Source organism: Spiroplasma sp. hyd1 (assembly GCF_016082235.1).
GTDB classification, from domain to species: domain Bacteria; phylum Bacillota_I; class Bacilli_A; order Mycoplasmatales; family Mycoplasmataceae; genus Spiroplasma; species Spiroplasma poulsonii.
Genome location: NZ_JXYY01000038.1, coordinates 1 through 12,064 on the forward strand (window position 1 = coordinate 1; position 12,064 = coordinate 12,064).

The 12,064-nt window shown below is 28.2% G+C and carries 11 protein-coding genes, 3 tRNA genes and 1 pseudogene; 4 read left to right on the forward strand and 11 right to left on the reverse strand.

Features of this window, described 5'->3' with window-relative positions; translation table 4 throughout:
* Positions 1-447 precede the first annotated feature (447 nt).
* Positions 448-693, forward strand: coding sequence for a hypothetical protein (locus tag TS70_RS04525; RefSeq protein ID WP_040092631.1), 246 nt, complete (start codon positions 448-450; stop codon positions 691-693).
* 59 nt (positions 694-752) lie between these two features.
* Here TS70_RS04525 and tyrS read toward each other — a convergent pair whose 3' ends face one another.
* The 7 genes from tyrS to TS70_RS04560 form a co-directional block, all read right to left on the reverse strand.
* A complete protein-coding gene (gene tyrS, locus TS70_RS04530) occupies positions 753-2,003 on the reverse strand; it encodes a tyrosine--tRNA ligase (RefSeq protein ID WP_198049537.1) in 1,251 nt (416 codons plus the stop codon).
* Positions 2,004-2,046: 43 nt separating this feature from the next.
* Positions 2,047-2,553 (reverse strand): hypothetical protein, encoded by a 507-nt coding sequence (locus tag TS70_RS04535; RefSeq protein ID WP_040092635.1) that lies wholly within the window; start codon positions 2,551-2,553, stop codon positions 2,047-2,049.
* A 2-nt stretch (positions 2,554-2,555) separates the two neighbouring features.
* Positions 2,556-2,909 (reverse strand): hypothetical protein, encoded by a 354-nt coding sequence (locus TS70_RS04540; protein WP_070407141.1) that lies wholly within the window; start codon positions 2,907-2,909, stop codon positions 2,556-2,558.
* Between the two features lie 81 nt (positions 2,910-2,990).
* Complete coding sequence (locus TS70_RS04545; RefSeq protein WP_198049538.1) at positions 2,991-4,064, reverse strand: hypothetical protein; 1,074 nt, start codon at positions 4,062-4,064, stop codon at positions 2,991-2,993.
* A 42-nt stretch (positions 4,065-4,106) separates the two neighbouring features.
* Positions 4,107-5,129, reverse strand: a complete 1,023-nt coding sequence (locus tag TS70_RS04550; protein ID WP_040092640.1) for a nicotinate phosphoribosyltransferase — start codon at positions 5,127-5,129, stop codon at positions 4,107-4,109.
* Entirely contained in the window at positions 5,116-5,745 is a 630-nt protein-coding gene (gene ytpR, locus TS70_RS04555; RefSeq protein WP_198049539.1) for a YtpR family tRNA-binding protein, read from the reverse strand. Before ytpR ends, TS70_RS04550 begins: the two co-directional genes overlap by 14 nt.
* Positions 5,746-5,747: 2 nt before the next feature.
* The gene (locus TS70_RS04560) at positions 5,748-6,839 is read right to left on the reverse strand and encodes a M42 family metallopeptidase (protein ID WP_198049540.1); all 1,092 of its coding nucleotides are present in this window, start codon (positions 6,837-6,839) and stop codon (positions 5,748-5,750) included.
* 128 nt (positions 6,840-6,967) lie between these two features.
* Between TS70_RS04560 and TS70_RS04565 the strand changes: the two genes are divergently transcribed.
* Both TS70_RS04565 and TS70_RS04570 read left to right on the forward strand, forming a co-directional pair.
* Complete coding sequence (locus TS70_RS04565) at positions 6,968-7,810, forward strand: DegV family protein (RefSeq protein WP_040092643.1); 843 nt, start codon at positions 6,968-6,970, stop codon at positions 7,808-7,810.
* Positions 7,811-7,825: 15 nt separating this feature from the next.
* Positions 7,826-8,683, forward strand: coding sequence for a DegV family protein (locus TS70_RS04570; RefSeq protein WP_198049541.1), 858 nt, complete (start codon positions 7,826-7,828; stop codon positions 8,681-8,683).
* A gap of 49 nt (positions 8,684-8,732) precedes the next feature.
* Here the strand turns inward: TS70_RS04570 and TS70_RS04575 are convergent.
* The 4 genes from TS70_RS04575 to TS70_RS04590 all read right to left on the reverse strand — a co-directional run bounded on the left by TS70_RS04575 (position 8,733) and on the right by TS70_RS04590 (position 10,504).
* Positions 8,733-8,825 (reverse strand) — tRNA-Ser (locus TS70_RS04575).
* Between the two features lie 13 nt (positions 8,826-8,838).
* Positions 8,839-8,913, reverse strand: a tRNA-Trp gene (locus TS70_RS04580).
* 94 nt (positions 8,914-9,007) lie between these two features.
* Positions 9,008-9,083 (reverse strand) — tRNA-Trp (locus tag TS70_RS04585).
* Between the two features lie 164 nt (positions 9,084-9,247).
* Entirely contained in the window at positions 9,248-10,504 is a 1,257-nt protein-coding gene (locus TS70_RS04590; protein WP_198049542.1) for a hypothetical protein, read from the reverse strand.
* Between the two features lie 680 nt (positions 10,505-11,184).
* On the opposite strand from TS70_RS04590, the pseudogene TS70_RS08130 reads away from it, so the two are divergent.
* Positions 11,185-12,014: pseudogene (locus TS70_RS08130) on the forward strand (IS5 family transposase).
* Positions 12,015-12,064: the final 50 nt, after the last annotated feature.

Below are 12,064 nucleotides of genomic sequence, written 5' to 3' on the forward strand. Positions count from 1 at the left end.
ATCGCAAGAAGTCTATTGAAGATGAAATTAAAGAACGTGTCATCCAAAATATTTCAGAAGAAGAATATTTACGCCATAAAGCAATTGTCGAAATATATGAAAAAGCTAAAAATGAATTAGAATTGAGTAAAAAAGGAAATTCTAATTAATAAATAATACTAAATGTATTATTTTTTATTTATTAATTTAAGATAATTACAACCGATTGCTTTTAAATTTTCTTCCAAATAACTAAATTGTATAATTAAAAATGAGAAAAAATCTCATTATAATGCACAATTATTTAGTTTTTATTTTAAGCAAATAAAAACTAAATTTAATTAAATTAAGAAAAATAATTTAAAAATTAAAGAATAAAAGACATAATTTTAGATTTTTAAGTTAAAATAATACTAAGTGTATTTTACACAGATATAAATGGTCAAACATACCAGAAAGGTTCTAAGCATGAAAAAAACTGAGAAAAGAAAATTAAAGTTATGACATAAAATTACAATCTGAGGAATATTAAATGCTTATGCTTTAGCAATGTTAATTGCTGTTTTAGCATTACCACAAACACCTTGACATTGTCGTTTATTTGCATTTATTAATATCTTTGTTGTATTGTTAATCCAAGTGGTTTATTATACTCGTCTTTATGTTAAAAATAAAAAGAAATCTATCAAAAGTAAAACCGTTGAATTAAAATAATTTTGCACCATAAAAAAACACACTTATAAAAGTGTGTTTTTTTAATTTTAAATACTCAACTATTCACAAGAAATTAAATGATATTTTCGTTTTCCACGACGAACAATTAAGTATTTATTAAATAAAAATTTATCTTTTGTAACAGTCCATGTTTCTTCATTAATAACAATGCCATTCACGGTGATTGCTCCTTGTGTTAAAAACTCCCGCCCTTCTCGTTTTGATGAAACGATTTCTGCTTGAACTAATAAATCAAGAATTGATAAATCAAAAGTTGATAATGAAAAAAACGGTAAACTAGTTTGTAACTGATCCAACTGTTGTTCTGATAACTGGTGCAAATTACCATTAAATAATGCTTCACTCACAATTTGTGCTGTTTTCAAACCGTCTGCTTGATGCACAAATAATGTTACTGCTTCAGCTAATTTTTTTTGTGCAATTCGCTTTGCTGGTTCTTTTTGGTGTTCTTTTTCAATTGCAATAATTTCTGCTTCTGTTAACATTGTCAAATAACGTAATAATTTCCCGGTTTCTTGATCATCTTGATTAAAGAAAAATTGGTAAAATTCATATGGTGATGTTTTTTTTGGATCTAACCAAACGGCTCCTGATTCTGTTTTTCCAAATTTTGTCCCATCAGCTTTTGTTAATAAGTTCATTGTTAAACCACAAGCTAAATTATCTTCGCCAATTTGTTTATGAATATAGTCTGTCCCTGAAGTAATATTTCCTCATTGGTCACTTCCTCCGGTTTGAACAGCACAATCATAATTAACATATAATTGATAAAAATCATATGCTTGTAATAAAGTATAAGCAAACTCAGTATACGATAAACCAACTTCAATTCTTGTCGCGATATTTTCTTTTGCCAACAAATAACTAATATTAAAATCTTTTCCAACAGTTCGTAAAAAATCAATTAAAGTCATTTTTTGTAATCAATCAGTATTATTAACCATTCGGACATTTTTTCCAATTAATTGTTGCATTTGTTTACTTATTGCTTGGACATTGTACATAATTGTCTCATCATTTAATAATACACGTTCTGCTTTCTTACCACTTGGGTCACCAATCATTCCAGTTCCGCCACCAATAATTGCAATTGGTTGAAAACCAAACATTTCAAACCGTTTTAATAACATGATTTGAATTAAATGCCCAACATGTAATGAATCACCTGTCGGATCAAAACCACAATAACCCCCTTTTTTTAAAGTTTGAGCTTTTAATAATTTTGTCTCATTAGTTACTTGTTTTAATAGACCTCGTCATTTTAATTCTTCTATAATATCTTTTACCATCTTTTATTTCCTCTACTATTTAAAAAACTCTAAATTGTTAGAGTTATTCTTTATCGACTTTTGCGATTTTTTTAAGTTGATTAGGTTTTTCCTCTTCAATAATTTTTTCTGAAATTGACGCTGATGTTTTTTTCAGATCTTCTGTTACTTTAATTCCCGCATCAATAGCAGAAACTGTTATTTTAGCTAAGTCTTTCGCAACAGCACGAACATTTGGTGATTTTGCGGCAGCTTTAATTAATTTTACTGTCCCAACATCAATTTTCTTTAATGCTTTATAAGCCATTTCTTTTGTTGAAGCAGAATCTAAAATTTCTACCGCACCCTTAACATCTTTGATTCGTAATTCAATATCAGCTGCTACTTCGTCTGATTCAATTCCTTGTGATTTTTCTCACACAATTTCAATTTTATTAACCATTTTTTTCAATTGTGGATTATATTTTTTAACTAAATTAATAAAATCTTGGCGTAATTCTGATCCTTTTTTAGGGGCAATAAGCATCCCCGCTACCATAATTGCTAATGTTTTAACAAATTTAAAAGCCATAATTATTCCTTCTCATCAGAATTAGCAAAATCTTTTAATTTATCAACAATTCGATAAGCAATATCTTTATTACGGGCAATAACTTTTACTCATGCTTTAACATTCCGTTTCGCAAAAGCTTCAAAAACATCAATATAATTTGAAACTTTAACAACTGTATCAACAGTCGAGTTTAACATTTCTGATTTATAAGTTAAGTCTTCAACAAAATAATCAAATTTCTTAGCAGCAATTGCAACTTTCCGTGCAGCAATAATTCCATAACAACAAAATACAATTGCTAAACATAATAAAACAATAATTAAAATTGTTTGTGAAATTAATAAATCGTCACTAGTTGCTAAGATATATATCATTTTTTCCACCCTTTTTTCTAATCAAATTAAATATTACTTTTACATTATAACTTATTTTATTTAATATCAAAATAAAAATCCTTATTTATTCTCATCTTTATCAAAATTTTTACTTTCATTAATTTGGGTTTTAATTCGTTCTTTGCGTTTTTCCTCAGCTTCTCGCGTAGTTCGTTCTTCCATTTCTAACATCCGTGATAAATATGGATTGCGTTTAGTATAATAGTCATTAACATGTTTTGTTTCTGAATCGGAATCTTCTTTTCGCAAATCATGCAAGTTTTTATGATACTGTGCAATTGGTTTTGAACGACGCAAAAATTGATTGTTTACATTACTTTCTTGTAAATTAAGTAATGTTTTAAATCTAACTGCTCCCGCTTTAGTTGAGTTCTGTTGAATCAAACGACGGCGTTGATCTAATGGCATATCCTCGGAAAAATTATCATCAATTTGATTGGCTTTTGCAATCGCTTGGCGAATTTGTTCATTAATTAGTTTTTGTTCTTCTATTCCTTCAAACAATGCTGTTTGTTCATATTCATCAACTTGATGGCGTGGTTTTGGGTTACTAATTTTCTCTTTAATTTGTTCTAATTCTAACGTTAATTCATTTGTTCGCTCCCCAAAAATATTTTCCCCATTTTTACGTGGTTTAAATAAAAATGACACTGTTTGAGCTGCTTGTTCTGATAATTTATTGCGATTTTTTAAAGTTGATTTAATTTTGTTGCTATCTGTCAATGGATCATATTTTTTAAAATATTGTTCAACATTAGCCTTTTCAGCATCTGAAATTTTTTCTTCCACAACATGAATTTTTGCTAATTCAGCTTTTTTCTCAACAATTTTTTGTTCAATAATTTCATTAATTGAATTTGAAGCAGCATTTTCGAGTTCATCATGTAAATTATCTTCATAACTACTTATTGTGTGTTTAAATTCATTAGCTCCATCAAGTTTTTTCCCATACAACGGTGAAATAACTTCTCCTATTGGATTTAAAGGAGGCTTTTTCTCAACCTGATGCTCAACACTAGTTGTTTCTGGTATTTCTTCTTGTTGTTGCTGTGCTTTTTGTTCACGTTTTAGATGAGGATAAGCATCATCATGATTATAATAGGATTCGATTTTTTGGTTTTTATTTTCACTCATCATGAAAACCCCCTTTATTTACCTAATATTATAAAACATTTCTTACTTTTTAACTAGTCGATTTGAAATAATGTTATGACGACCAACTTTGGCTTGATCAATACCATTTAATTGTACAGCATCACCAGTAAAACCAATATTAATTTTTGCTAAAGATTGACCAACCCCATAGATATCTACTGGCACCCCTTCCGTCTCAAATTCAATAATTTTTTGAACATTAAATCCTGAAGAAACAATAATTTTAACATAATCATAACCTTGCTGATTTAACGCTTGTCGCAGGGCCCAAACTAAATGTTTATTGACCCCCCTAATTTCATCAACGGAGTATTGTTTTTCTTTTCCAAGAAAATTTTTATCAACCAAAGCTTGCGATGTATCAACACGAACCGCATATAAATTTGGAAATTCACTAGCAACTTTTAAAGTATCGGTAATAACATCATTATTATAATCAACTAAGGCTACTAATTTATCGGTTGGATAAAAACGTTGATAAGCATGTAATGCAGCAATTAAGTCACCATTAAATGCTTGAATTAAAGCATGCGGCACCGTTCCCATTGGTTCATAATTACCAGCTAGTTTTGCTACTTGAGCTGTTGTTACAAAATTGGTAATGCCTCCAACCTTAGCAGCATAACCATCATTTTCTTGGTTATAATAATAATCACTACGATCATTCATATAGATAACTGGCTTGTTATTTGCTACTTGTAAAATTCGATGGCAATTAGTGGCAATACTAGTTTGTCGCGCTAAAATACCATCAATAATTCCTTCTAAATGACCAAATTGATAATAATGTCCAGCAACTTTTAACACAGGTTCATTTGGTTGAATTACGTCACCATCAGTCAAAGCAGTAATTTCAAGTGTTTCTGGATTAAAAGCTTCTGTTTTTAATAATTCGATACATTCATTAACCCCTGCTAAAATAACATTTTCTTCACGCTGAAAAAATTGCATTGTTACGATATCACTTGGTTTCTCATTTTTTAAAATATTAGCTGTTTTTAAAAAATAAACGGCACTATAATATCCTGCTTTAATTTTGCTCATTATAATATTCCTTTCAAAAACTACTTCCAAGATGATATTGTTTTGGTGATAATAACACAATTTTTTTCCCAACACTAGAAACTGGTAATCCTAATTCTTGTTCCGAACATAACATTCCGTTTGACATAATACCACGTAATTCACTAGGAATAATTTGTAATGTTGATGGCATAATTGCTCCAACGCGAGCGACAACAACTAATTGACCAACATCACAATTATCTGCGCCGCAAATAATTTGAAGGACTTCCGAACCAATCGTAACTTGACAAATATTTAGTTTATCAGAATTAGAGTGTTGCTTACGTTCCAAAATCTGACCAACAATAAATTGTGGTCTATTATTAATATTATGAAATAGACCCCCTTGTTTTTTAAAGTTTGTTGCTAACTCTGTTAATAATAATTTATTATCACTATTAATACCTGGTTTTAATTTTGTTGTTAAATGTTGACTAGCATTTAATAAATTAAAACCATAACATTGTTTGCTTTCATCATGAAAGAAAACCCATTCTTTCTTAATTATATGTTCTCCTTGCGTAACAGTTGGTTCATATCCAACTAAAACATCAAAGACTGGATGATAAAATAAACCAATTGATTTTGTTTCCATTTTTACCTCTTCTCACTTCAATTAAAATTTTTAATCTTTATCTCATCTAAATCCTCAATAATAGTTGTGACCAACTTAATTGTTTCATTAAAATCATCTAAATCAATAATACCACTAATTGTATGTAAATTACGAGCAATTAGACAAGCCTGAATTGTTGGAATTCCATAATCTGCTAAATGAACACGTCCAGCGTCAGTACCACCTGGTGAAATATAAAATTGGTATTTGATTTGATGCTGTTGCATTAGATCAAGTTGATATTTAATCAAATCATGGCGAGTAACATAACCATTGTCCATTCCTCGTAACATTACACCTTGTCCTAATTGCCCAAAGGTACTTGTTGATTCATAGTCTTGCCCTGGCGAAACATCTGTCACAATTGCAAAATCAGGTTTAATTAAAGCTGTTGCAGTTGCTGCCCCACGAGTTCCAACTTCTTCTTGGGCACTAAAACCAACATATAAATCAAAGTCTAATGCTTTATCTTTAATTTGTTCTAATACTTCTAACCCCAAAATAAGACCCATTCGGTTGTCAATTGCTTTCGATAATAACCGTTTGTCATTTAAAAAAACAGTTGGTCCTTCACAAATAACAAAATTACCTTCCCGAACGCCAGCCGCATATGCTTCTGCTTTTGAAGTAAACCCAAAATCAACTAGCATATTAGCAATTGGTGTTGGTTTTGAACGTGCTTCTGGTGATAACAAATGCGGAGCAATTGCTGAAATAGCGCCTATTATAAAAGTTCCATCATCTTTTAATAATCTTACCCGTTTTGCTAATAATGTTTGTTCTCAAATTCCTCCTAATGGGTTAATTCTAATTAACCCTTTTTCATTAATTTGGCTAACCATAAAACCAACTTCATCACCATGGGCCATTAACATTACCTTTTTAGCATTTTTAATTCCTGTTTGATTACGAATAACTGCAAAACAACTTCCTAAATTATCTTGAATTATTTCTGATGTATACTTTTGATAATATTGATTCATTAATATCACAACTTGTTCTTCGCATCCCGATGGACCAAATGCTTGCAAAATGTTTTCATACATTATTTTCTTTTCATTAGTAATTTTCATTTTTATCTCCCTTTCGTTCTTGAAATTATTATATCAAAGTTTATAATTATTATATTGTTAAGAGTTTAAAAATATAATAACTAAAATTCAATGATAGCTAAATTTATAGAAAATAATGGAGGGCAATTATGCGTAAAGTTGCATTAATAATAGACTCATCGTCAGGAATTAATAAGGACGAATTAAAAAAATATGAAGACACCTATTTATTACCGTTATTATTAAATTTCCCAGATGGGAGTGAGGTTGAAGATGATGAAGATATTATTTCATTTAATGAATTTTATGATATCTTAGAACATCAAGTAATTAAAACAAGCCAAATCCCAATGGGAAAAATGTTAAATACTTGAAATGAACTATTAAAAAAATACGATAATATTGTTTTTGTAGGACTATCGAAAGGTTTATCAGGGCAACACGAAAATATTTCAATGTTAGCCCAAGGTGAAGAATATAAAGGAAAGGTCTTTATTATTGATACTGATGGTGTTAGTGAATTATTAGTTTATATGATTGATCTAATTTACAGTTGAATTAAAGAAGGCGTAGAATTAACAGAATTTCAGACAAGAATTGATGTCATTAAAACAAAATTTAGTGCATTTATTATCCCAAAAAGTTTAGAAACTTTAAAACGTGGCGGGCGAATTACTACTGCCGCAGCAGCATTAGCATCATTGTTAAAAATAACACCAATTTTAAGATATGATGGTCGAATTGATAAGTTTGACAAAACAAGGACATTCAAAAAAGCTGTTTCAACAGCTTTTCATCAAATTAAAAAAGAACGTCAAAATTGAAAAAATATTATTCTACTACATTCCAAAACAGATAAAGAAACTTTAGATGAAGTTTATCAAATAATTACAGATGCGGGTGCTATAATTACTTCAACATACATTTTAGCAAACGTCATCGCTGCTCACACTGGCCCTAATACCGTGGTCTTGGTATGTTGAGATAAATAAAGGAGAATTAACTTTATGAATAAAAAAATTGCAATCCTAACTGACTCATCAGCTGGTTTTACAACAGCAGAAATTAAAGAATTAGGAATCCACGTTATTCCATTGCACATTATTTTAAATAACGAAATAGATATTTTAGATACCGAAGAAGAAATTAAAAAGTATCACTTTTATAATATTGTTAAAACAGGAACTACTAAAACAAGCCAAGCTTCAACAGGAGAATTAATGGCAAAATGAGATGAAATTCTAGAAACATATGATGAAATCATTCACTACCCTATTGCCAAAAAACTATCAAGCCAATATGCAACAGCTTATACTTTAAGCCAAGATAAACAATATCTTGGAAAAGTTCATGTTGTTCGTAATCATACTGCCGCTTTTGCTTTAAAAACATTAATTATTTATGCCAATGAATTAACAAAACAAAATTTTACTGTTAAAGAAATCATTGCAAAAACAAATGCCTTAGAACAAAAAACATATATGGCAATGATCCCTGGTAGCCTAGAACGTTTATCAAAAGGTGGGCGTGTTGGAAAAGTGCTGCTATCATTAATTAACTTATTTAAAATTAAAATCTTAATCCAATGAGGAGAATATCCTAAAAAAATTGCTTCATCACGAACATTAAATAATTTAATTGAAGCATTAGTTGAAACATGAGATAAATTTAAAAAAACAGTTAAAGAAAAATTTCAGTTATTTGTTTTAAAAACAGATCAATGCGCTGACAAAGTTTGAGATAATGTTACACAAAAATTAAATGAATTAAAAGTCGATTATCATACTGAACAATTAGCTAATATTTTTGTTGCTCATGCTGGCTTAGATACAATTGCTTTTGTTGCAATTCCAGAAAATAAATAAAAGGAAAAACCATTTCTAATTTAGAAATGGTTTTTTTGTTTTCTTCTAATGGCGGAAGTAAAGAGATTCGAACTCTTGCATGGATCACTCCATCTAACGGTTTTCGAGACCGCCCCCTTCAACCAGACTTGGGTATACTTCCATCTTTATTATCCTGGCAGGGGTGATAGGACTTGAACCCACAACGTACGGTTTTGGAGACCGCTGTTCTACCATTAAACTACACCCCTAAATTCTTTTAAATCATAACATAAATATTACAAAAGAATCCTCTGGTTTTAAAATAAAAAAAGTATCTACATACTTTCATCTTATAAAACATCATGGCAGGGGTAGCAGGACTTGAACCCACAACACTCGGATTTGAAGTCCGATGTTCTACCACTTGAACTATACCCCTAAAATAAAAATTAAGTATCAAAATTGACACTTAATTATTTTAACAAAATAATTTAAAATAGCAAATAATTCTATTTGTTTTCTAAAATTACAATTTGTTACATAATATTTAATTCTAATTTTATTTTATTAATTTAAAATTAAATGAATAAAACAGATAGTTTTTTAATCCGCCGCACTTATTATTCCAAAATCAACATTCTCCTCACTATTAGAGGTTGGATTTGATGCAAAAGAATAATATAAACCAGTATCCAAACTGTTACCAAATGTAAACATAACTGCCCATTTGTCTTCTATTTGTCAGTCTCATTCCAAATAAGTTGATTCTTTTAGTAGTCCATGTCCTTTTGGACTTGTTAATAAAGAATTTGTCATTAAACTAAATAAATCAATATCTTCTAAACTTTTTGCCTCATCTGAATCCTTAAAACTATCGAACATAATTTTAATAGCCCCTTTTAAACCATCCTTTTGATTTTTCATTGTTATTTTTTTAAAATCTTGGATAGAGGCTTCTAAACTAATACTACTATCCGCTGTAATACTACCAGAACCTGAATATTTTAAAAATTGAACAATTATTTTTCCTCAATTAGTTAATTTTTTATCAATTCCATCTCCAGATAAATTTAATGCAATTGATAAATCCTCATTATTTTTATCTTTCACATTGCCAGATAAACCAAGACCAAAAATATTTAAATAATTTAAGCTAATTTCAAAAGTACCTAAATTTAAAGAATCATTTTTATCAACATTAAAGACAGAACCAACTTTTGTTTTATAAAAATCAACAAAATTTTCAGCAGTTGCATTAGATAATTGTTTTCATGGATTATTTTTACCAGCATTAGGATCAACTCAATTTGCTAATGATAACTCAGTTGCTTTTTTGGTTTTAGATATTCCCATGAAGCCTTTATTTTCAGCAGTTAATTGACCATCTTCCACTTTTTTAATTAAATCAGTATCATTATAAGTTATACTAAGGTTTTTAAATTCTTTTTTACTAGCAATATATTCTTTAAATGAATTTTTTAAAGTACTATTTAACTCAGTTGTATCTTTTGAAAAATCTCAAATCATTTGATTATATAATGGTTTAAAAATTTCATTTTCTGAAAAATCAACAGTTTCTAATTTTATAAAATAGTCTTTAATATTTTCAATTAAAAATCCTACTGCCTTATCAGAAAAAGTCCGTAAAGCAGCAACGTTTTCACTAACATTATAAATACTTGATAGTTGGAAACTAGCATACATTTTTTTAAATTGTAACTGAATTGTCGCTGTATAATCAACTCGAACAGCTGAAAATGGTTCGGGATTAATATCTGTTGGAAACTTACTACGTAAATTTTCAACATCAATATAACTTACTTTTACAACATTTCTTTCATCATCTAACGTTAATGGCACTGTATTAGAAAAATAATTTGAATATTCGTTTTGTAATTCATAATTAACATTATCAAAAATTTTTGTAAAATTGTTAATAAAATAAGTCGCTAATTTATTATCTTCTGAATTGCTTAATTTTAATTGATAAGGTTCAGTATCACCCTTATTTACTTTAGAATAGATTTTTGATAAGTCATTTTTTGTGCTATCGACATATGGCGTATCTTTAATTTTTTGATTAATTTTTTCAGATGCTTTTACTTGAATTTCATTAAAGACTTTAATGTCTTCTGCTGTAATACTTTCGTTGCTAAGATTTTTTTGTTATGACAGGCAACAACATTTGGTGCAACAGTTTCAACTAATGTTTATTGTCCCTAAAATACTTAATAGTTTTTTCATTGTTTTTTCCCTCTTTGCTTTTAGTTATATTTATTTAAAATTTAAAAACTAAAATTTAGGCGGGATATGTATCTTACGAAATAAACATAAACATTTTGTATGCAAAAAAATAATTAGAAGGGCAATTTTATAATAAAATTTAATTTTATAAACAATCAACATAATTCTTTCATCTCTATTCTCTACTATTTTTATGTGTTAATAAAAAAACTATAANATTTAATTATTAGACTTCTTGCGATACCCTTTTTTATTAAAATATTATTATAAAATATAATTTATGAGGACATAAAAATATGAACAATAATAAATTTAATACTCTTAATGATAGAGAATGGTTAAGATTAACAGGAATAAAAAAATCCACTTTTAATAAAATGTTAGATATTTTAAAAGTTGCTGAAATAGAAAAATTTAAAAAAGGTGGTAAAACTAATAAATTATCATTAGAAAATAGATTATTGATGACTTTATTATATTGACGAGAATATCAGACTTATTTTCATCTTGGTAAAAGTTTTGATATTAGTGAGGCTAATTGTTATCGTAATATTAAGTGAATTGAAGATATTTTAATTAAAAACTCTGATTTTCAACAACTTGCTGGTAAAAAAGCACTAATAAATGATTATTTTAATGATAAAACTATTATTATTGATGCTACCGAAACTCCAATCCAACGCCCAAAAAAGNNNNAAACAATCTTATTCTGGTAAAAAAAACACACGATCAAAACACAAGTAATTATCGAACAAGAAACCAAAAAAATTATTGCAACAAGTTTTTCGCTCGGAAAAAAACATGATTATGCTTTATTTAAAGAATCAAAAATCCCAATTTTAAAAAATACCAAATTAATAGTTGATAGTGGTTATCAAGGAATACAAAAAAATCACAATAATGTTCTAATACCTACAAAGAAAACAAAGAAAACCCTTTAAACAAAGAACAAAAGCAATATAATAGACTAGTTTCAAAAATGAGAATTATTATTGAAAATATTTTTGCTATTCTTAAAAAATTTAAAATTATTACAGAAAAATATCGTAATCGAAGAAAAAGATTTGGTTTAAGATTTAATTTAATTGCCTCAATTTATAATTTACAATTATTATATTTAACATAAAATATTTATTTAAAATTAAATAATTTAAATAATAAATTAATTTTTCGTTG